20 protein-coding genes are annotated in these 20,512 nt (G+C 71.9%); 14 read left to right on the top strand and 6 right to left on the bottom strand.

Annotated features, from left to right (window positions below):
• Positions 1 to 22: 22 nt before the first annotated feature.
• Positions 23 to 1,498 carry an MFS transporter gene (locus tag OG207_RS03715; RefSeq protein ID WP_329095834.1) on the top strand — a complete coding sequence of 492 codons (1,476 nt, stop codon included), beginning with the start codon at positions 23 to 25 and terminating at the stop codon, positions 1,496 to 1,498.
• Positions 1,499 to 2,031: 533 nt separating this feature from the next.
• Positions 2,032 to 2,862 (top strand): DUF4253 domain-containing protein, encoded by an 831-nt coding sequence (locus tag OG207_RS03720; RefSeq protein WP_329095836.1) that lies wholly within the window; start codon positions 2,032 to 2,034, stop codon positions 2,860 to 2,862.
• Positions 2,863 to 3,024: 162 nt separating this feature from the next.
• On the opposite strand, the gene OG207_RS03725 is transcribed toward OG207_RS03720, so the two are convergent.
• Complete coding sequence (locus OG207_RS03725; protein WP_329095838.1) at positions 3,025 to 3,927, bottom strand: LysR family transcriptional regulator; 903 nt, start codon at positions 3,925 to 3,927, stop codon at positions 3,025 to 3,027.
• A gap of 74 nt (positions 3,928 to 4,001) precedes the next feature.
• Between OG207_RS03725 and OG207_RS03730 the strand changes: the two genes are divergently transcribed.
• Together OG207_RS03730 and OG207_RS03735 are read left to right on the top strand one after the other, a co-directional pair.
• The gene (locus OG207_RS03730) at positions 4,002 to 4,979 is read left to right on the top strand and encodes a threonine ammonia-lyase (protein WP_329095840.1); all 978 of its coding nucleotides are present in this window, start codon (positions 4,002 to 4,004) and stop codon (positions 4,977 to 4,979) included.
• 97 nt (positions 4,980 to 5,076) lie between these two features.
• Entirely contained in the window at positions 5,077 to 6,171 is a 1,095-nt protein-coding gene (locus OG207_RS03735; RefSeq protein ID WP_329095841.1) for a polyprenyl synthetase family protein, read from the top strand.
• A gap of 207 nt (positions 6,172 to 6,378) precedes the next feature.
• On the opposite strand, the gene OG207_RS03740 is transcribed toward OG207_RS03735, so the two are convergent.
• Positions 6,379 to 6,822: a MarR family winged helix-turn-helix transcriptional regulator gene (locus OG207_RS03740; protein WP_329095843.1), complete on the bottom strand. Its 444-nt coding sequence runs from the start codon at positions 6,820 to 6,822 to the stop codon at positions 6,379 to 6,381.
• 161 nt (positions 6,823 to 6,983) lie between these two features.
• Here OG207_RS03740 and OG207_RS03745 point away from each other — a divergent pair, with 161 nt between their 5' ends.
• Both OG207_RS03745 and OG207_RS03750 read left to right on the top strand, forming a co-directional pair.
• The gene (locus OG207_RS03745; protein WP_329095845.1) at positions 6,984 to 8,597 is read left to right on the top strand and encodes an MFS transporter; all 1,614 of its coding nucleotides are present in this window, start codon (positions 6,984 to 6,986) and stop codon (positions 8,595 to 8,597) included.
• A 168-nt stretch (positions 8,598 to 8,765) separates the two neighbouring features.
• Positions 8,766 to 8,978, top strand: a complete 213-nt coding sequence (locus OG207_RS03750; RefSeq protein WP_329095847.1) for a hypothetical protein — start codon at positions 8,766 to 8,768, stop codon at positions 8,976 to 8,978.
• 72 nt (positions 8,979 to 9,050) lie between these two features.
• Here the strand turns inward: OG207_RS03750 and OG207_RS03755 are convergent, their stop codons facing one another.
• On the bottom strand, positions 9,051 to 9,365 hold the full coding sequence (locus tag OG207_RS03755) for an NIPSNAP family protein (RefSeq protein ID WP_329095849.1): 315 nt from the start codon (positions 9,363 to 9,365) through the stop codon (positions 9,051 to 9,053).
• 124 nt (positions 9,366 to 9,489) lie between these two features.
• Between OG207_RS03755 and OG207_RS03760 the strand changes: the two genes are divergently transcribed.
• The 4 genes from OG207_RS03760 to OG207_RS03775 all read left to right on the top strand — a co-directional run bounded on the left by OG207_RS03760 (position 9,490) and on the right by OG207_RS03775 (position 12,886).
• On the top strand, positions 9,490 to 10,749 hold the full coding sequence (locus OG207_RS03760; RefSeq protein ID WP_329095852.1) for a TerD family protein: 1,260 nt from the start codon (positions 9,490 to 9,492) through the stop codon (positions 10,747 to 10,749).
• Between the two features lie 92 nt (positions 10,750 to 10,841).
• Positions 10,842 to 11,180 carry an SAV_915 family protein gene (locus OG207_RS03765; RefSeq protein WP_329095854.1) on the top strand — a complete coding sequence of 113 codons (339 nt, stop codon included), beginning with the start codon at positions 10,842 to 10,844 and terminating at the stop codon, positions 11,178 to 11,180.
• 141 nt (positions 11,181 to 11,321) lie between these two features.
• On the top strand, positions 11,322 to 11,729 hold the full coding sequence (locus OG207_RS03770; RefSeq protein ID WP_010982398.1) for a YciI family protein: 408 nt from the start codon (positions 11,322 to 11,324) through the stop codon (positions 11,727 to 11,729).
• An 8-nt stretch (positions 11,730 to 11,737) separates the two neighbouring features.
• The gene (locus OG207_RS03775) at positions 11,738 to 12,886 is read left to right on the top strand and encodes an RNA polymerase sigma factor (RefSeq protein WP_329107419.1); all 1,149 of its coding nucleotides are present in this window, start codon (positions 11,738 to 11,740) and stop codon (positions 12,884 to 12,886) included.
• A gap of 52 nt (positions 12,887 to 12,938) precedes the next feature.
• Here the strand turns inward: OG207_RS03775 and OG207_RS03780 are convergent, their stop codons facing one another.
• From OG207_RS03780 to OG207_RS03790, 3 genes are all read right to left on the bottom strand, one after another.
• Complete coding sequence (locus OG207_RS03780) at positions 12,939 to 13,787, bottom strand: alpha/beta fold hydrolase (protein ID WP_329095858.1); 849 nt, start codon at positions 13,785 to 13,787, stop codon at positions 12,939 to 12,941.
• The gene (locus tag OG207_RS03785; protein WP_329107421.1) at positions 13,787 to 14,221 is read right to left on the bottom strand and encodes a ribosomal maturation YjgA family protein; all 435 of its coding nucleotides are present in this window, start codon (positions 14,219 to 14,221) and stop codon (positions 13,787 to 13,789) included. Before OG207_RS03785 ends, OG207_RS03780 begins: the two co-directional genes overlap by 1 nt.
• 254 nt (positions 14,222 to 14,475) lie before the next feature.
• Positions 14,476 to 15,540: an alkene reductase gene (locus OG207_RS03790; protein ID WP_329095860.1), complete on the bottom strand. Its 1,065-nt coding sequence runs from the start codon at positions 15,538 to 15,540 to the stop codon at positions 14,476 to 14,478.
• Between the two features lie 143 nt (positions 15,541 to 15,683).
• Here OG207_RS03790 and OG207_RS03795 point away from each other — a divergent pair, with 143 nt between their 5' ends.
• The 4 genes from OG207_RS03795 (at position 15,684) to OG207_RS03810 (ending at position 20,500) form a co-directional block, all read left to right on the top strand.
• Positions 15,684 to 16,226, top strand: a complete 543-nt coding sequence (locus OG207_RS03795; protein ID WP_329095862.1) for a MarR family winged helix-turn-helix transcriptional regulator — start codon at positions 15,684 to 15,686, stop codon at positions 16,224 to 16,226.
• A gap of 145 nt (positions 16,227 to 16,371) precedes the next feature.
• Positions 16,372 to 16,689: a three-helix bundle dimerization domain-containing protein gene (locus tag OG207_RS03800; protein WP_329095864.1), complete on the top strand. Its 318-nt coding sequence runs from the start codon at positions 16,372 to 16,374 to the stop codon at positions 16,687 to 16,689.
• Between the two features lie 40 nt (positions 16,690 to 16,729).
• Positions 16,730 to 17,713 carry a polyphosphate kinase 2 family protein gene (locus tag OG207_RS03805; protein WP_329095866.1) on the top strand — a complete coding sequence of 328 codons (984 nt, stop codon included), beginning with the start codon at positions 16,730 to 16,732 and terminating at the stop codon, positions 17,711 to 17,713.
• A gap of 63 nt (positions 17,714 to 17,776) precedes the next feature.
• Complete coding sequence (locus tag OG207_RS03810; protein WP_329095868.1) at positions 17,777 to 20,500, top strand: cation-translocating P-type ATPase; 2,724 nt, start codon at positions 17,777 to 17,779, stop codon at positions 20,498 to 20,500.
• The last annotated feature ends 12 nt before the right edge of the window (positions 20,501 to 20,512 follow it).

A 20,512-nucleotide genomic window follows, 5' to 3' on the forward strand; every position in this document is an offset into this window, starting at 1 on the left:
CCCCCGTCCCGTACTTCCTCTGATGGAAAGCCTTGCCCTGTTGACCCTGGCCGAACACCCGACCACTGCCCCGCCGCTCGCCACGTACGGCGCCGTACTGGGCAGCCGACACGTTGTCCGCCTGCTCGGCGGCACCCTGATCGGGCGCCTGCCCAACTCCATGGTGCCCGTGGGGCTCGTCCTGTGGATCACCGGCTGCGGGGGGTCGCTGGCCTTCGCCGGAATGCTCACCGCCCTCTACGGGCTGGCATCCGGGCTGTCCCAGCCGGTCAAAGGCAGGCTGATGGACCGCTACGGTCAAACCCGGGTATCGACACCGGCGGTGTTGCTCAACGCAAGCTGCCTGGCGACGCTCCCTTCGATCGGGGTGGGCGGGCATCCCGCGGCGGTGACCGCGGTGGTCGGGCTCGCGGGTCTGGTCACACCGCCGCTGGAGGCAGGGCTTCGGGCGCTTTGGCCGACCGTCCTGCCTGACCTGGGGCGGCGCCGAGTCGTCCAAGCGCTCGACACCGGCTCTCAGGGACTCCTCTACATCGCCGGCCCCCTGCTCGCCTCGTGGCTGGCGACCACGCACGGGCCCGACACCGCCTTGGCCGCGACCGCCGCCCTCGGGCTCGCGGGCACGACGGTCGTCCTGACCGCCGCACCGTCGCAGGCCTGGCGTCCTGCCACCGGGGTGACCGAAAGAGGACGGCTGATGAGCGCCGGCCTGGTGCTGCTGTTCACCGCGCTGGCGGGAACGGGGTTCGCGTTCGGGGCGATGAACGTGTGGGCCGCACGCATGGCCGGCACCCACGGGCAGGCCATGCTCTGCGGACTGCTTCCTGCCGTGTTCTCCACCGGCAGCTTCTTGGGCAGCCTGATCTACGCACGCCGGGCATGGCCCGGCACGACCAAGTCCCAACTCATCACCACCAGCGCCCTGTTCCTCCTCGGCTGGGCGCCCCTGCTGGCCCAGCCCGGCCCCCGCACGGCCTTCGCCCTCACGGCGATACCGGGCCTGTTCTTCACCTTGATCATCACCAACGGCTTCCACACCGTGGACGATCTCGCCTCCGCCTCCCGCACCACCGAGGCGTACGCCTGGTTGATCCTGTCGGTCGGCACCGGGCAGGCAGCCGGAACCGCGCTCGCCGCAGCCCTCGCCGCCTACCCCGGTGTCCTGGCCGCGCTCCCCACCGGCGGCGCCGCCACCGCGCTGACCATCCTGCTCCTCGCCCGCGGCAAGCTCGGCCCGGGCCGTCGCCTCGGCCGCCACCGGCGTCCCCGCCAACAGGGACAGCCTCGCCGAATGCCGCCACCGACTCGATGGCGCGCGGCGGGCGCGGCCTCGCTGCCCTTGGCGTCGACCGGCTCTGAAGGGGCGCTCCGCGCCGTGCCCGGTCACGCTCGAGGGAATCGGCGGGCGGCGGCGCCCCGGCCGAACCGGTGGCGGTCGACCTCCATGATGGTGGCTGCGGCGGAGCCGAGGCGTCCGCATGCGAGCGCGGTGGAGTAGCCGCTGCGGCGCCCGTGACACGCGGGGCCAGGGTGAAGAACGCGCCGCTCGACCGCTATGAGCTGCGCACGCACCGCATCCCGTTCCGGGTCTCGGGTCGCCTGCCTGCATGCCGAACGGCTGGAACGATCGGTCAACCGCGTTCCCAGTAGGAACAGGGGGGTGGGATGTCCTCGGCCCCTGGGGTCGGGGCGGGACAGCCCGAAGGCGTGCCGCTCGGGTCGGGACCCCGCTCCCAGTGGGTCGACATCGGACCAGGACTCTCCGATTCATCCAGGTAAAGAGTGAGCGCACCACATAACAACACGAGAGCCAACCATCCTGCCCCCGCCCACACCCAGACCCTCCGCGACACTGCTCCCCCTCGACTTCAATCACCTGGGAACAGTCTGCCCGGTAAACCTGCGCGGCCCTCACCTCCAGTCCGGCTCCCGTCCCCCGGCCTTGCCGTGTTGGAGGGCTTCCGCCGCTGTCGATGGAGAGAGGGGGAGCGCCCTCCGTCGGTGTCAGTGGGGGCCGATACCTTCACGCGCATGACGACGCGTTCCACGCCGCCGACGGCGCTGTTGACCGACCCCACGGGCGAAACGGCGGTCCTCGGCCTACCCCCGGGCTCTCTGGTGACCGAGACCCATGACGGCCCTTGGCGTGAGCCGCTGCTCTGGGTGGCCGACGGGACCGCGGTGCCCGGCGCCTGGGCACGGTACCGGTCGGTCCGGGATGCGGTGGGACTGCAGCCCGTCCTCCTTCAGGACGAACCGGGCAGTGAGGAGTGGTGGGGCGGTGAGCTGGATCCCGGCATGATGTCGGATCCCGGCGATCACCAGGTCGAGGATGTTCTCCAGACCCTTTGGGAGTCGGCGGTTTCGGAGACCGAGGAGAACGAAGACGAAGAGGACGCCGGCGAGACCATCGCCCCGTTCACCGGTCACTGGCCCGGGCTTGCGTCGGTAGGAGGGACGCCGGTGGATCCGGAGGCGACCGCCGGGGACGTTGCCGATGCTTTGATCGGGCCCTGGCTCAAGAGCCCTCGGCTCGCATTGGTCCCGGTGGGCCGGCCTGCGGACCTCCCTGCGGCGATCGGCTGGTCGGGGCCGGTCAACCACGTGACCGACGTGGCGCGGCTGTGTGCGGTTCTCCGTTCCTGGGAGGACCGCTTCGGGGCCCGGGTGGTCGCCCTGTCGTCCGCGCGGCTGGACCTGTCCGTGGCAGCTCCACCGCAGTCACTGGACGAGGCGCTCGCGGTCGCCGCGGAACACTTCGCGTTCTGCCCGGACACCATCTGGCAGGGGTACGAGAGCATCCGGCTCTACGCGGAGCAAGCGCTGCTGGGCAACCCCCACTGGACGTTCTGGTGGGATTGATGCCGTCTACGGAAGGTCCGTGCGGCGGGTGGAGAACCCTCGGGCCGCTCCGCAGGGCGGGTAGTCCGCCTTCACCGGAGACCCGGCTTCCCGGCGCCCGGCGGGTCCGGCGCCCGGCGGGTCCGGCGCCCGGCGGGTCCGGCGCCCGGCGGGTCCGGCCCGTCAAGGCCATGGCACCGGCTGGAGGGCCGTCTCCTTGAGGACCTTCAGGAAGGCTTCGACCGGGGCCGGGAGCGGTGGTGCGCCGTAGACGACGGCGTCGACGAAGCGGTGGTCGTCCGGTAGGCGGTCGATCCGCACGCCGGGGTGGAGATGAGCGCGCAGGGCGAGGCCGGGCAGCGTACTGACGCCGAGGCCGGCGGCCACGAGTGCCTGGGCCGCGACGTAATCGTCGGTCTCGAAGGCGATCGTAGGAGTGAAGCCGCGCTTCCCGCACGCTGACAGCAGGTGCGAACGGCACCGCTCGCAGCCGGCGATCCACCGTTGTCCGCGGTAGGTGTCGAGGTCGGTGCGGGGGCCGGGCCAGGACGCGCCGGCCCGGCTGACGACGTAGAGCGGCTCGTGCAGGATCGGTGTCACGGTGTGGCCCTCGCGGCCACCGGGCGGACCGTCACCGTGGTGGAAGGTGAAGGCGACATCGGCCTCGCCGCGCCGTAGGGCCGCCAGGGCTTCGGGAGGCTCCGCTTCCGTCAGTGCCAGTTCGATGTCCGGGTGTGCGACGCCGAAGGCAGCGGCCACCGCGGGTACGAGCGTGGCGAGCGCGGAGGGGAACGCCGCGAGGCGGACCCGTCCGGCGCTGAGCCCGGCGTGGGCGGCGAGTTCGGTCCGGGCCGATTCGATCCGGCCGAGGATCTCCTCCGCACGATCGGCGAGCAGTCGGCCGGCCTCGGTCAGCCGGATGCCACGGCCCGCCCGCTGGACGAGCGGCACACCGGCTTCGGCCTCGAGCCGGGCGAGGTGGTGGCTGACCGACGGCTGCGCATAGTGCAGCGCCGCGGCGGCAGCCGTCACCGAACCCTCGCGTGCGATGGCGGCGAACACCCTGAGTCGGTTCTCGTCGAACATTCATCGATGATATCGATGAAGTCATTGGAAACTGGCATTTGTCCTATGGATTGGGCCCTGCGCAGCATGAGGGCATGCACAGTCCCACGATCTCCGACGTCCTTCGCGCGCGTCGTCTGCAGAGCGCGCACCTGTCCCCGACCCCTCTGCTCTCCTATCCCGCCCTCGACGCCACCGTCGGCGCCGGCATCCGCGTCCTGGTCAAACACGAGAACCTGCAGCCGACCGGCGCCCTCAAGGTCCGCGGAGGCGTCACCCTGCTGGCCGGGATGGACCCCGTCGAGCGTGCACGGGGCGTTCTCTCGTACTCCACCGGCAACCACGCGCAGTCCCTCGCCCATGCCGCGGCGCTCTTCCACGTCCCCTGCACCATCGTCATGCCGAAGAACCCGAACCCGCTGAAGGCCGAGGCCGTTCGGCGCCTCGGCGCCGAACTGGTGGAACACGGCGCGGACTTCGAAGAGGCCCGCCGCCACGCCGAGCAGCTCGCGCCCCGGCGTGGGATGCGCTTGGTCAGCGCGGCGAACGAGCCGGACCTCATCGCGGGCGTGGCCACCACGTACCTGGAGGTCTTCGAGCAGGAGCCGGACCTCGACGCGATCATCGTGCCGGTCGGTGGCGGCAGCGGCGCCGCCGCCGCTTGCCTGGTGGCGGCGGCGATCAGCCCGCGCTGCCGCGTCATCGCGGTGCAGTCCCGCCGCTCGCCGGCCGCGCACGACTCCTGGCGCTCGGGCAGCTGCGTCCAGCGTCCGAACACCACGACGGCGGAGGGCCTGGCCACCGGGTCGGGTTTCGAGCTGACGCAACGTCTGTTCCGGGAGCACCTCGCGGACTTCCAGCTGGTCGGCGATGACGAGATCCGATGGGCCCAGTGGCTGCTCATGCGTGATGCCCGGACGGTGGCCGAGGCGGCTGCCGCCGCACCGCTGGCGGCGCTCCTCGCCGCACGCGACGACCTTGCCGGGCAGCGGGTGGCCATCATGTGCACGGGCGGCAACGCCGGCGAAGCCGAGCTGCGGGCCTGTCTCTCCGCCGCGCCCTCGGGCGGATGAAGCCGTTCGCGGGCTCCTGCCGCGAGAGGAGGTGGGGACTCCCCCGGCGCGCTGGAACGGATCCGCGCAGCCGGGGCCGTGATCGATACTGATCTTCATGCACGTCAACGTCACGGCCACCACCCTGGAACGCGTCGCCGGTCACCGGATCCGCTTCGACGCCCGGTTCGAGCAGTACTTCGCCGGCCTCGGCGAGCGTTTCGACGTCCCGGTGCCCAGCCGGTACGTCCCCCACTGCCTGGAACTCCTGCGGGAGTTCTCGATGCGCGGCGGCAAGCGGCTGCGGGTCGTCCTGCTGTACGAGGCGGCCCGACTGGTCACCACCGACGAGGTACCGGGGCTCGCCGAGGCCGCACTGAGCATCGAACTGCTCCAGACGCACGGCCTCGTCCACGACGACATCATCGACGACGCACCCCTGCGCCGCGGCGGCCCCTCGACGTACTACGCGTACCGCCGGGAGTTCCCCGGCCAGGGCGCCAAGGCCCTCGGGCTCGCGATGCTCGCCGGGGACCTCGCGGCGTTCCTGTCCACCCAGGTGCTGCTGGAGGCCGAGGTCCCCGCCGAACTCCGCCAGGCCCTGCTCGGCGTGCACACGCGCACCGCCGCGGAGACCGTGGCCGGGCAGATCGCCGACCTGGAGCGGGACTCCCACACCCTGCCCGACGAAGAGTTCCTGCACACCGTCACCGACTTCAAGAGCGCGCGGTACTCGATCCTGGCGCCGCTGACAATGGGCCTGCTGGCCGCCGGCGGGGATCCGGCGCCACACCGCGCCCGACTTCACCGCTACTCCCGGCTGGTGGGGGTGTCCGAGCAGATGCGCGACGACTTCCTCGACTTCTTCGGCCCGTCCGGCGACGACCCGGCGGCCGAGGTGAAGTCCACCGGGGCCGACATCCGCTCGGGCCGCCGCACCTACGCCGTGCGTGCGACCCTGGCCGCCGCGACCGGGGCCGACGCGGCCCTCGTCGAAGCCGCGCTCGGCGATCCCGGCTGCCCGGACGAAACCCTGGGCCGGATCAGGGAGATCGCCCGCGCCGCCGGCGTGGACCGGCGGCTCAAGGCGGAGATCCGGCGGCACGCGGAGGCAGCCGCTGCAGAGGCCGCGTCCTGGGAGCCGTACTGGCGCGCGGAAGCCGTGGAGTTCTTCCGGGGCCTGCCGATGTGGAACGTGGACCGGATGTCCTGAGGGGCGACGAGGGCCGCTGCGCGAGCCCGCGCGAACGGTCGCGGACGGACGCGAACCGTCATACGACGTCGGCCCCGCGTCGAAGCCCTTGCCGGGCAGCCGGACGGCCGGCGTTCCTTCCCGGACGCCCGCCGCATTCGGCCGGGACCCCGGAGCCCCCGGGCCAGGGCCTCGGGCCGGGCCCCGGGGCCGGGCCCCCGGGCCGGGTCAGTTTCCACGCCCCTCCTGGCAGGCGTTCGACATGGCCGACATCCAGGCGAACGCCGCCTCGCACTGCTCCGGCGTCAGCCCCGCCTCCAGTTCGGCCTCGCGCCGCTGGACGGCCGGGAGCGCGTTCTCGTAGCGCGCGCGTCCTAGCTCCGTCAGGCTCAACTGGTGGGTCCTGCGGTCGGTGGCGTGCGGGGCTCGGACGATCAGGCCGTCACGTTCCAGCGCCGCGAGCATCTCGTTGGCGGCTTGGCGGGAGCTCCCGACCAGGCGGGCCAGCTGGGCCACCGAGATGCCCGGGGTCTCTCCCACGATCATCAAGGTCGCGAACTGCGGCACGGTGAGCCCGAATTCCTCCAGCTCCGCCCCGATCGCCGCCCGCATGCTGAGCCAGGCGTGGCGCACCACGAAGCTCAGCACCCGACCGTGACTCTGCTCGCCCATCGGACGACCTCCGAATTCATGATTGACAGGTACTTTACGAGTTTGCCACGATGAGGGAATCGTCAAGTACTTGACGATTCTTGGGTGGCGCGCCACCGTCGCGTGCTCCGTGATGCGCACCCCCCAAAAGCCAACTCACCTCGGTTCGGAGGCAGTCACGCATGTCCTCGGCAACGTCACCGGCGTCGTCCACCCCACCACCGGGCCGTCAGCGGCTCATCCTCGGCGTCCTCGTCTTCGCCCAGCTCCTCATCTGGCTCGACGGCACCATCTTGACCACCGCGTTCGAGACGCTCTCGGACCCCGTCCGGGGGTTAGGCGCCACCCCCGGTGAGCTCCAATGGGCCACCGGCGCCTACACGCTGGTCTTCGCCGGCCTGATGTTCACCGGGGGCTCGCTCGGTGACCGGTTCGGCCACCGCAACCTGCTGCTGACGGGCATGGCGCTCTTCGGCGCCGCGTCCGCCCTCGCCGCCTACGCCACCACCCCCGGCCAACTCATCGCCGCCCGGGCCGTCATGGGAGCCGGTGCCGCGCTGCTCGTCCCGGCGACCATGGCGGTGGTCAGCTGGACGTTCCAGCCCGCGCAGCGCCCGGCCGCCTTCGGCACCCTGTCGTCCTTCGCCGGCGTCGGCCTCGCCGCGGGGCCGATCCTCGCCGGGGTACTGCTCGCGCGGTTCTGGTGGGGATCGGTGTTCCTGGTCAACGTGCCCGTCGTCGTCCTCGGCCTCGGCTTCATCGCCCGGTACGTGCCCAACTCCCGCAGCCCGCAGGTCCGCCGCCTCGACCCGGCCGGACTGCTGCTGTCGACCGGCGGCCTGGGCATCCTCGCGTACGGCCTGATCCGCGCCGGCCAGGACGCTTCCTTCGCCCAGCCGCGCGTCTGGGGATCCGCCCTCGTCGGCAGCGCGCTGATCGCCGCGTTCGTCGTCGTCGAGCTGCGGATCGCCCATCCCAGCTTCGACCCGCGGTTGTTGGCACAGCGCCGCTTCGCCGCCGGGAACCTGACCCTGATGGCGGTCTTCCTGGCCATGACGGCCGGATCCTTCTACCTCGCCTTCTACCTGCAGGGCCTACGCGGGTACTCGGCGCTGGACGCCTCGCTCCTCGCGCTCCCGGGAGCCCTCGGGGTGATCGTCGGCTCCCCGATCGCCGTCCGGCTGGTCCGACGGACCTCCGTCCGACTCGTCTCCTCGATCGCGCTGACCGTCGCGGCCGCGGCGATGGGCTCGTTCGCCCTGTTCGGAGCGGCCACACCGATCGTCTGGTACGCGGCGGTCGTGCTGGTCCAGGGCACCGCGATCGGCATGGTGATCGCTCCCGTGACGGGCGCGGTACTGGGTTCCCTGCCGCTGGAGCGGTCCGGCGCGGGCAGCGCGGTCAACAGCACCCTGCGCCAGACCGGCAGCGTGCTGGGCATCGCGGCCGGCGGCACGATCACCTCGATCGTCTACCGGAGTTCGATCGACGGCTCGCTGACCGGCCTCCCCGATCCGGTACGGGAACCCGCGCGGGTCTCGGCCGAACTCGCCCGGCACGTGGCGGTGGCCACGCACGACACCCGGCTCGCCGCGGCCGCCGACAGCGCCTTCCTGCACGCCATGCACGTCGGGGCGCTCTGGACGGCCGGGTTCGCGCTGATCGGCGCGGCCGTCCTGGCCGTCGGGTTCCGGCCGGACCGCCCCACGGGTCGAGAGCAGGAGCGGGAGCGGGAGCAGGAACGGACCCGGGAGGTGGGGCGTGCGGCGCGCGCCGGGAGTTCCACGCCCGTGTGACGCGCAGCCGCGCCCGGTCGGCTGCGGCCGACCCGTGCGGACCCCGGCGCGGCATTCGGGTGGCGGACCGCCGTGTCGAACCGCCCGACCCGGACCGGTTCGCCATCCTGGGCCGGGCACGGCAGCGCGATCGCCGCTGCCCTCCCCCACGGCGAGAAGGAGTACGGCATGCCGACGGACGCGGTCGGGCGTTTCCTCGCGGCTCTGGGACCGCAGCAGCAGGAGGCCGTCACCAGCAGACCGCCGCAGGAGCAGGAGCGGCTCGCGGCGGCCTGGGAGCGGGAGTTGGCCTCGGACGACGAGCTCGACACGCTCGACGAGCTGTCGCCGCCCGCGGCGGAGGCCGAGGCGGCCCGTCGCGTCCTGGACCGCGAGGGGTGACGCGCCCCCGCGGGCAGGGCCGGTCCGGCGCCCTCTCCCCTGCCGCCGCGCGCGGGCGCCGGACCGGAGGTTTCAGTGGCCGGGGGTCTCGAGCGGCCGCAGGAAACGGCGCTCGTACCGCTTGATGCAGCGGGTTTCGCGCGCCAGGTCGAAGGCGGCCTGGCACTCGGGGTCGGACATGCTGTCCGTGCGGTACTGCTCGTAGGCGGCGAAGCCGGGGAAGGAGAAGAGCGCGTAGGCGATGTCGCTGTCGCCCTCGCTGGGCAGGAAGTAGCCGTGGTGGGTGCCTCCGAACCGGTTGACCAGCCGGACCCAACGGCGCCCGTACTCCTCGAATTCCGCGAGCTTGTCGACGTCGATCTCGTACTTCAGATGAATGGTGATCACCGCCCCATCATGCCGGGCCCCACGACTTCCCCCGGTGGGCGAGCAATCGCCGACTTCCGGGAGGGCGGCGCGGCAAATCCTCGTACGCTGCGGGAGTGGGAGACCTTGAGCGAGGGGGGACCGCATGTCCATGCGGAAGGGTGCCAACGTACCGGTGCCGAGCGCCACGGTCCGGGTGGAGTTGGGGTGGCGAGCGGGTCCCGGCGCGCCCGATGTGGACGTCTCGGCCCTGCTGCTCACGGCAGCGGGCAAGGTGCGGTCGGACGACGACTTCGTGTTCTACAACCAACCCGTGCACCCCAGTGGTGCCGTGCGCCACGAGGGACGGCGCCAGGACGGCACGGGCGTGCTCGAAACGATAGGGGTGACGCTGTCCGGGGTGGAGGAGGAGATCGGAACCGTGGTGGTCGCGGCTTCCACCGACGGCACGTTCGGTCAGGTCTCCGGACTCTTCGTACGCGTGCTGGACGCGCGGAGCGGCGTCGAGACGGCCCGGTTCGACGCGACGGATGCCACGACGGAGACCGCGTTCGTGCTCGGGGAGCTGTACCGGCGGGCCGGCGCGTGGAAGTTCCGGGCGGTGGGCCAGGGGTACGACTCCGGGCTGGCCGGGCTCGCCACCGACTTCGGGATCACGGTCGACGATCCCGCCCCGACCCCGGCCCCGGCTCTGGCCACCACCCCACCTCCGCCGGTGCCGGTGCAGGTCCAGCGGGCGGTGGATCCGCCCGTGCCCGCCCGTCCGGTACGGCTGTCGAAGATCACCTTGACGAAGGCGGCCCCCTCGGTGTCGCTGACCAAGCAGGGGGCCACCTCAGGGGGCATGCGGGTCAACCTCACGTGGAGCGCCGCCGTGCCGCCGCGCGGCTGGATGCGGAAGGGGCAGGACGCCGTCCGGCTGGAGGACGTGGACCTCGACCTCTCCTGCCTGTGGGAGCTGCGGAACGGAACCAAGGGGATCGTCCATCCCATCGACAACCAGTTCGGCTCCTTCCACCGGCCGCCGTACGTCCAGCTGGACCACGACGACCGGACCGGTGCGAGCGAGGCCGGTGAGAACCTCATGATCAACCTTGATCACACGGCCGAGATCGAGCGCCTCCTGGTGTTCGTGGTCATCTACTCCGGGGCCGCTAGCTTCGCGGGGCTCCAAGGAGTCGCCACGCTCCATCCGCCCGTCGGTCCGCCGATCGAGGTGCGCCTGGACGAGTGCACCGTCCCGTCGCCGGTGGCCGCGATCGCTCTGATCGAGAACGTGGGCGGGGAGCTGATCGTCCGGCGGGAGGCGAAGTACCTCCTGCCGGCGCCCGGTGTCTTCAAGCAGCAGGCGGCGGACATCGAGTACGGCTGGAACATGAGCTGGCAGTCGGCGAGCAAGGACTGACCCGCCGGGTCCCGGACCTCACCCCGCCAGGTCCCCGGCGTCCAGCGGCCGCCGCCACACGATGCGCCGGTGCACGGCGTCGAGGTCGGCCCATGTGCCTGTTCCAGTACGCAGACGACCCCGAGCCCGAAGAACGGACCCCGGCCGGGCTGCTGTACGTGCCCGTCCGGCCGGGAGGCGGTGCCGGGGCGGTGATCCGGCTGTTCCGCACGCCGCTGGGGGTGCGGACGGCCGTCGGTTCCACCCGTGTGGAGCGGCTGGCCGCGAACCTCGGCGAGGGCCAGGCGTGCATCCGGTTGTCCGAGTCGTTGCTGCGGGACCTGTGCGCGCCGCTCGGCGCGGAGCTGATCACCGTCGACCCGATGCTGTCCGCACCGGCGGCCGGTGCCACGACCCGGCTGCCGCAGCCGCTCCCGGTCCGCACCGTCTGAGGGGGACGCCACGGCTCGCGGCGGCACCGCGTCCACACGTGTCAAAAAGACTTCGGTCGGGATGTCGAGAAGACGCGGCCGGCTCCGTCCCAGGGGTGAACGCGACCACAATGGGTCGCACCAGCACCGAGGAGAACCATCATGGCCAAGTACCTCCTGCTCAAGCACTACCGCGGCGCTCCGGCGGCGGTCAACGACGTGCCCATGGACCAGTGGACGCCCGAGGAGATCTCGGCGCACATCCAGTACATGAACGACTTCGCGGCCCGGCTCGAAGGGACCGGCGAGTTCGTCGACGGTCAGGCGCTCGCCCCCGAGGGGACCTTCGTCCGGTACGACGGGGAGGGGCGTCCGCCGGTCACCGACGGCCCGTTCGCGGAGACCAAGGACCTGATCGCCGGCTGGATGGTGATCGACGTCGACAGCTACGAGCGCGCCGTCGAACTGGCAGGAGAGCTGTCGGCCGCCCCCGGGGCGGGCGGGAAGCCGATCCACGAGTGGCTCGAACTGCGTCCGTTCCTGGCCGCGCCGCCCACCATCACGGAATGACCCCACCGATGGACGAGGCCCTGCTCAGGAGCCTCACGCCGAGCGTGCTCGGGATCCTCGTCCGCCGCGGAGCCGATTTCGCGGCGGCCGAGGACGCCGTCCAGGAAGCCCTGGTCGAGGCGGTCCGGACCTGGCCCGCCGACCCTCCGCGGGATCCGAAGGGCTGGCTGGTCACCGTGGCCTGGCGCCGGTTCCTCGACGCGACCAGGGCGGACGCCGCACGCCGCCGGCGTGAGGACCTCGTGGAAGAGGAGCCGCCGCCCGGGCCTGCGCCCGCGGTGGACGACACGCTGCAGTTGTACTTCCTGTGCGCCCACCCGTCGCTGACGCCGTCGTCCGCGGTGGCGCTCACGCTGCGCGCCGTCGGCGGGCTCACCACCCGCCAGATCGCCCGGGCCTACCTGGTGCCCGAGGCGACCATGGCGCAGCGCATCAGCCGGGCCAAGCGCACCGTCTCCAGCGCAAGGTTCGAGCGTCCCGGCGACGTCGCCACCGTGCTGCGCGTCCTCTACCTGGTCTTCAACGAGGGCTACTCCGGCGACGTCGACCTCGCTGCCGAGGCCATCCGGCTCACCCGGCAGCTCGCGGCCCGGGTCGACCACCCCGAGGTCGCCGGGCTGCTCGCGCTCATGCTGATCCACCACGCCCGGCGCGCCACCCGGACGGCGCCCGACGGAAGTCTGGTGCCGCTCGCCGAGCAGGACCGCGGCCGGTGGGACACCGGGGCGATCGCCGAGGGCGTGCGGATCCTGCAGGGGGCCCTCGCCCGCGACCGGCTGGGCGAGTTCCAGGCCCAGGCGGCCATCGCGGCGCTGCACGCCGACGCACCCACCGCCGAGCAGACCGACTGGGTGCAGATCGTGGAGTGGTACGACGAGCTCGTGCTCCTGACCGACAGCCCGGTCGTACGGCTCAACCGCGCGGTGGCCGTCGGTGAGGCCGACGGGCCGCGCGCCGGACTGGCGGCGCTCGCGGCGCTGGACGACGCGCTGCCCCGCCACAGCGCGGTGGCGGCGTACCTCCACGAGCGCGACGGCGACGTGGTGGCGGCGGCTCGGCTGTACGCCGAGGCGGCCCGCCGGGCGCCCAACCTCGCCGAGCGCGATCACCTGACGCGCCAGGCCGCCCGGCTGAACAGCGCCCACCGCTCCGGCTGACCGGCGGCGCCGGCCCGAGCCGTCCGGACGACCGGTGCGGCCGGAGCCGGGCTCACCAGGTCCCGCCGTCGACCAGGGCGGCCAGCCGGTCGGGCGCCTCTTCCACCACGAGGTGTCCGGCCCCCGGCAGTACCCGCAGTTCGACGCCCAGCGTGCGGGTCACCGCCGGGCCGATCCGCTTCGGCGGGAGGAACACGTCGTGCTCCCCGGTGAAGACCGTGCGGGACACCGGCCTCGCCGGCAGGTCCGCGGTACCGGGTGCCCCGCTGGAGCGGGAGTGCCGGGCCACCAGCGTCATCCACTCCACCAGCCGTTCCCTGGGCTCGTGGTCGGGGGCGAGCATGGCCCGCAGGAGCCTGGCGCTGCTCCTGGGAGCGGGCCGCAGGAACCACGCGGCCGAGGCGGCGAGCAGGCCGGGGGGCAGACGCAGCCCGGTGAGGCCACCGGGAGAGACGAGAACGAGCCGTTCGATGTGCCTGGACGCACCCGACAGGGCGATGGCGGCGCCGAAGGAGTGGCCCATCACCACCACGGAGCCGGGCGAGGTCTCGTCGATCACCTCGTCCAGCCATGTGCCGTACCAGGACAGCCGACCCCCGCAGAGGTCCCGGCCACCGGAGCTGAGTCCGGGCTGTCCTGGTACGTCCAGCAGCGACACCCGGTGGCCGGCGGCGACGAGGGCGGTGGCCAGGGGCAGCGAGGCGGCCGCATTGAAGTTGGTACCGGGGACGAACACGACGGTGGTGGCGCCGGTGCCGGCGGATACGACGTGGGTCTGCGCTCCGCCCGCGTCCACCACGGTCCGCTCGTGCGGCACGTCCCACCCGTCGAGCTGTTCGTGGCACCAGCGCCGGATGAGTTCCCGGCCCCCCGCGCTGCGATAGATCGTGTTCGACGCCATCAGCAGGGCCTCCGATCGGCCGGTTCGGACGGGGCGAGCGCGGTGTGGAGGAGCCAGCCCCCCGCCGCGCCGACCACGTACCAGAACAGGTCGGGTGCGTTGAAGGTGGAACCGAGGACCAGGCGGGCCGCGGTGCTGTGTCGGGAGAGCTCTGCGGGTACGGCGGTCAGCTGGAGGAACTCGACGGCCCAACTGGCGGCCAGCGCCGTCCCCGCCGCCCGCAGGGGCGTCAGCCGGGGCGCGACCAGCACGACGAGGGTCAGCAACAGGACGGTGTACAGGGCGTCTCCCCCGTACTTCGCCGTGCTCCCCGCCGTGACGGCCCGCAGCCCCAACCCTGCGGCCACGGTCAGCACCGCGGCCCCCGCCGCCACCAGCCGGGTCCGTCGGAGGTCGGGGGCGGTGGCGGTGGCGCCGTCACGGCATCGGGACATGGGATTCACGGGGCCATACTGCCGGAGCCGTCCGGACCGGCCCGGCCCTCCTGGGCCTAGGTCGTCTCTTCCGGATCTTGTCGGCCGAGCCCGCGGCGTCCGGTGCCATGGGGTCTCCCCAGGCCCGCCAGGGCCGAGGAGAAGGCCGGCAAGGCGGAGGGGCGCCCGTGTACTGGACGTACTCGGGCGCCCCGACAACGCGGCCGGGTGCGGTGCCGGGCGTCGCGGGCCCGACAAGATCCGGAAGAGACGGCCTAGCGGGTCGGGTAGTCCGTGTAGCCCCGTGCGTCGCCCCCGAAGAAGGTGGCGGGGTCAGGGGTGTTGTACGGGCCTTCGGTGCGCAGGCGGTCCGGCAGGTCCGGGTTGGCCAGGAAGAGGGATCCGAAGGCGAGGAGGTCGGCGACGCCGTCCTCGATCAGCGAGAGGGCGCGGTGGTCGGTGGGGCCCTCGGTCGCCGGGTTCAGCACGAACGGTCCGGAGAACTGCTTGCGCAGGGCGAGCGTGGCCTCCCGCGCCTCGGGGGCGTGCTCCAAGACGTGGAGGTAGGCCAGGCCGAGTCCGTCGATCTCCTTGACCAGGGCCTCGTAGACCGGCTGCGGGTCGGGCTCGGCGATGTCGTTGTACGTGTTGCCGGGCGAGACGCGCAGTGCCGTGCGCTCGGCGCCGATCGCGGCGGCCACCGCCTTGACCACCTCCACCGCGAAGCGGATCCGGTTCTCCACCGGACCGCCCCACTCGTCGGTGCGCAGGTTCGAGCCGGGAGCCAGGAACTGGTGGATCAGGTATCCGTTGGCCCCGTGCAGCTCCACCCCGTCGAAGCCGGCCTCGACCGCGTTGCGGGCGGCCTGCGCGTAGTCGGCGATGGTCTGCCGGACCTCGGCCCCGGTCAGCTCGTGCGGGGTGACGAAGTCCTTCATGCCCTCGCCGGTGAAGAGCTGCCCCTGGGCGGCCACGGCCGAGGGGGCCACCGGGACGAGGCCGTCGGGCAGCAGCGTCGGATGGCCGATGCGGCCGGAGTGCATCAGCTGGGCGAAGATCCGGCCGCCCGCCGCGTGCACGGAGTCGGTGACCTCGCGCCAGGCCGCGACCTGCTCGGCGTCGTGCAGGCCGGGGGTGAAGGGGTAGCCCTGCCCGACGACGGAGGGCTGGATCCCCTCGGTGATGATCAGACCGGCGGAAGCGCGCTGCGTGTAGTACTCGGCGACGAGGCCGGTCGCAATGCCGCCCTGACCTGCTCGGCTGCGGGTCATCGGGGCGAGGGCGATCCGGTTCGCGAGGGTGGTGCCGGCTACGTGGACCGGTTCGAATGCGCTGGTCATGTCTGCCTCACACATATAGTTGGTCGGCCAATGATTGGCTGCGAGATGCAGCGTACCTCATCACTTGGCCGACCAAGATAAAATGTGGGCGGACGGTAGAATCCATCCGGAGATCTGCCGGACCGACCAGGAGGAGCACGTCCATGACCGCGGAGTCCGTACGGGAGCCGCGCTCCGCCACGCAGTGCGCGGCGGTGCCGAGTGCGGTGCTGGACGGGCCGGTGAGTCATGCGATCAGCCGGGTCTCCCGGCTCCACCGGATCGCGGCGGGCCGGGTCCTGCGGAACCTGGGGCTGCACCCGGGGCAGGAGTTCCTGATGATGCACCTCTGGGACAGCGGGGCCGTGCGCCAGTCCGAGCTGATCAAGGCGCTCGGCCTCGACCCCTCGACGGTGACCAAGATGCTCCAGCGCCTCGAGCTCTCCGGCCATGTGCGGCGCAGCCCGGACCCCGCGGACCGTCGGGCCTCCCTGGTCGAGGCGACCGAGGCCAGCCGCGGGCTCCTGGTCGAGGTCCGCAGGGCATGGGGGGAACTGGAACGCCAGACCCTGGACGACCTGGACGCCGCCGAACGCACCGAACTGGCCCGCCTCCTGGGCAAGGTCGAGGCCACCTTGTGCACGGAGCTCGCCCGCGCCTTCGGTGCGGAGTGCGACGCCACCGACAAGGGCCCGGGCGGCTGTTAGGCCGCCCCTTCCGCACCGCTCGCGACCCGCCTTCCCGCATCCGCGCACTCAGTGGGCGATCTTGTCCGGTTTGACAGAGAATCGCCATGAGACACCCTCACCCGATGTCGGCATGCGCGGATCGACGGTCCGAAGGTCGTGGGACATGGCACCTGCAACGCTCCAGGGCGCGGAACGGACCGAGGCTTCCCCAGCCATGGAAGATCCCGGGGCACGGACGACGGAACGGTGGTCACCCACCCGGGAGGAACTCGCGTCCGTCCGGACCACTGTGGCCCGGTTGAGGGCCGCCTACCCCTCGGTCGATGCGGACACCGTCGAGGCGACGGTCAAGGCGGCGTACGACTCGTACCGGCAGGCCAGGGTCAGGAAGTACGTCCCGATCCTCGCCGAACGCCGGTCCCGGAAGGCGCTCGCCGTCGTCGTCGGGAGCACCCCGGACGTGCTGGGGGACGCGCCGTGACCGCGGTGACCGCCGTGGGCCAGGAAGGGGGCGAGCGCTGATGTCCGACGAGAGGGCCGAACGCATCGCGGACTTCATCGAGCCGCTACGGGTACGACCGGGGTCGAAGGTGCGTCTGGAACGGGACTTCGATCCCCGCTACAAGGCCGGCATGAAGAAGCGGGACGGGACCGAACTGCTGCGGACCGGGGTGTCACTGCTCGCCGAGTACCAGGAGCGGCTGGCCGCCCAGGACACCTACGGCGTGGTCCTCGCCCTCCAGGCACTCGACGCCGGAGGCAAGGACGGGACGATCCGCCACGTGATGAGCGGCGTCAATCCCCAGGGCGTACGGGTCAGCAGCTTCAAGGTGCCCTCCTCCGAGGAGCTCGACCACGACTACCTGTGGCGCTACGCCCGGCGACTGCCCGAACGGGGCGAAATCGCCATCTTCAACCGCTCGCACTACGAGGAGGTCCTCGTCGTGCGCGTCCACCCCGAGGTCCTCCTCCGGCAGAAACTGCCGGAGCACGTGCTCGGACCGGACATCTGGGACCGGCGCTACCGGGAGATCAACCGTTGGGAGCACTACCTCACGGACAACGGGTTCAAGGTGTTGAAGATCTTCCTGAACCTGTCCAAGGAGGAGCAGCGCACCCGCTTCCTGAAGCGGATCGACCTGCCGGAGAAGAACTGGAAGTTCTCCGCCGCCGACGTGCGGGAGCGGCGCCGGTGGGACGAGTACCAGCACGCGTTCTCCGAGATGCTGTCGGCGACGAGCACGAAGTGGGCACCGTGGTACGTCGTGCCGGCGGACCGGAAGTGGTTCGCGCGGATCTGTGCGGCGGCGGTCCTCGCGCACACCCTGATGGACATCGATCCGCAGTACCCCGACGTGGGTGAGGAGGCCCGCAAGGACCTCCTCGTCACGAAGCGGAGCCTGGAGCGGGAGGCTCCGGCCGGCGCCCCGGCCGATCCGTACGCCGCCCGGCACGGCGAGCCGAAGAGCAAGTCGAAGAGCAGGCCGAAGAAGAAGCGTGGCTAGCGGCCCTCGGACGGCGCGCGGCCGGACCGGACGCGTCCGCGGCCGCGGATCGGAGGCACAACCATGACGGTGCGGTCGGATTCCGTGGCGGAACAGCCGCGGGCTGGCGGGGACGGCTGGTACGCGCGCTCCCCCCAGGAGGTCGTGGCGGCGTTCGGTGTCGATCCCGCGGCCGGCCTGTCCGCGGCGAAGGCCGCGGAACTCCTGGCTTCGCACGGCCCGAACGCCCTGCCCGAGGAGCAGCGGACGCCGGCCTGGCGCCGCTTCCTCGCCCAGTACCGCAGTTACATGCAGATCGTCCTGGTGGCCGCGGCGATCGTGTCGCTGGTCATCCAGGAGTGGACCACCGCGATCCTGCTGATCGTCCTGACGCTGCTGAACGCGGTCGTGGGCCTGCGTCAGGAGGGCAAGGCCGAGAGCGCCATGAACGCGCTGAAGTCGATGATGAAGGCGACGGCCCGGGTGCGCAGGGACGGCAGGGAGGCCGAGATCCCCGCCGAACAGCTGGTCGACGGGGATGTCGTGCTCATTTCCGCCGGGGACCAGGTGCCGGCGGACGGACGTCTCATCGAGGCCAGCGCCCTGCAGATCGACGAGTCGGCCCTGACCGGTGAGAGCGTGCCCGCCGCGAAGGAGACCGGGCCGCTGCAGGGCAGCGGGCTGTCGCCCGGCGACCAGACCAACACGGCGTTCATGAACACCCCGGTCACCCACGGCAGCGGCGTCATGATCGTCACCGCGACCGGTGCGGACACCGAGCTCGGCAAGATCTCCGGAATGTTGTCGGCCACCGAGAAGGAAGTGCCGCCGCTCACCAAGGAACTCGACCGGCTGACCCTGTGGATCACCGGCGCGGCGGGCCTCACCATGATCGTGATGTTCGCGCTGGGCCGCCAGCGGGACCAGGCCTGGGACGTCCTGTTCGTCAGCGCGGTCTCGCTGGCCATCGCGGCCATCCCCGAGGCCCTGCCGACCGTGACCCAGGCGATCCTGTCCGTCGGGAGCCTGAACCTGGCGAAGCGCAGCGCCATCGTCAAGGAACTGCCGTCGGTGGAGACGCTGGCGTTCACCTCCGCGATCAACTCGGACAAGACCGGCACCCTGACGATGAACCAGATGACCGCCGTCGAAGTGCTGAGCCCCACCGACCGGTACACCGTGTCGGGCACGGGCTACGGACTGGAGGGCAAGGTCCACCACGCCGCCGGGTCCACCGCGGGGATCGAGGACGCGATCCTGCCCTACGTGGTGGCCAGCGACGCCAAGCTGGTGGGCGGAGCGGTGGTGGGCGATCCGACCGAGGGTGCGCTGCTGGTGCTCGCGCACAAGGCCGGCCTGGACACCGACGCCACCCGGGACGCCCTCCCCCGGCTCGCCACCCTGCCGTTCGACCCCGAGTACAAGCTGATGGCCACCTTCCACCCGGCGGTCGACTCCTCCGGGCGGCCGGTCGTGCGCTGCTTCGTCAAAGGAGCGGCCCCCGCGGTGATGGCGCGGGCCACCACCGCGCTCGCGGCGGGCGAGACCGTCCCGTGGGACGCCGAGCTGCTGCGCCGGGCCGAGGAGCAGAGCGAGCGGATGGGCGGTGAGGGACGGCGGGTGATGGCCGCGGCCATGCGCGACCTGGACCCGGACGGCTTCGATCCCGAGGGCGACCTGCTCGCGTACGTCACCGAGCTGCGGATGACCAGTCTCGTCGGCATGGTCGATCCGCCCCGTGAGGAGGCCAAGGCCGCGGTGGCCGACGCGCAGGCCGCACACATCCGGGTCCGCCTGGTGACCGGTGACGACGTCACCACCGGGGCGGCGATCGCCCGGCAGATCGGGATCCCGGGCGAGGCCGTGCTCGGTTCCGATTTCTCCGCCATGAGCGAGGAGGAGCAGCTCGCCCGCATCGAGGGGATCGGTGTGGTGGGACGCGTCGCCCCGGAGCACAAGGTGCTGCTCGCGAACACGCTGAAGAAGAAGGGCGAGGTCGTGGCGATGACCGGGGACGGCGTCAACGACGCTCCCGCCATCAAGGCGGCCGACATCGGCATCGCCATGGGCAGCGGCACGGACGTGGCCAAGAACGCCGGACGCATGATCCTCTCCGACGACAACTTCGCCACCATCGTCTACGCCGTCGAGCAGGGCCGGACGATCTACGACAACCTCACCAAGTACATCCGGTTCGTACTGCTCCTGCTGGTCACGTTCGTGCTGACGTTCCTCGGGGCGACCGTCTTCAACATCGCCGCCGGTGAGCCGTTCACCCCGCCGCAGGTGCTGTGGATCCACTTCGTCGTCAACGCCTCCTTCGGCTTCGCGCTCGGCTTCGACCGGGAGAGCGCCGGACTCATGCGGCGCCGGCCGCGTCCGCGCGGGGAATCGGTGCTCACCCGTCCCGTGCTGGTCACGGTCGGGCTCGGCGGGCTGGCGATCACCGTCCTGCTGCTCGGCCTGATCACGCTCGGCGAGAGCCACTTCGGCGACGTCGAGATCGGCCGGTCGATCGCGTTCACGGCCTTCGCCCTCTGCCTGATCGTGGCGGCGTTCGAATGCCGCAGCGAGACGGATTCCGTGCTGACGACCTCCACGTTCGACAGCAAGCAGATGAACTGGGTCGCCCTGGCCCAGCTCGTGCTCTCGGTGCTGGTGACCCAGACGGACGGCTTCCAGCGGGTCCTCGGGACGACCGACATCAACGCGCGGCAGTTCGGCTGGGCGCTGCTGGCCGCCGTCGTGCTCCTGATCCTGTGGGAGCTGGGCAAGCTCGTGGCCCGCCGCCGGCCCGGGGCCGCGTGAGGAAGGCCGGTC

The organism is Streptomyces sp. NBC_01439 (assembly GCF_036227605.1).
Lineage (GTDB): Bacteria > Actinomycetota > Actinomycetes > Streptomycetales > Streptomycetaceae > Streptomyces.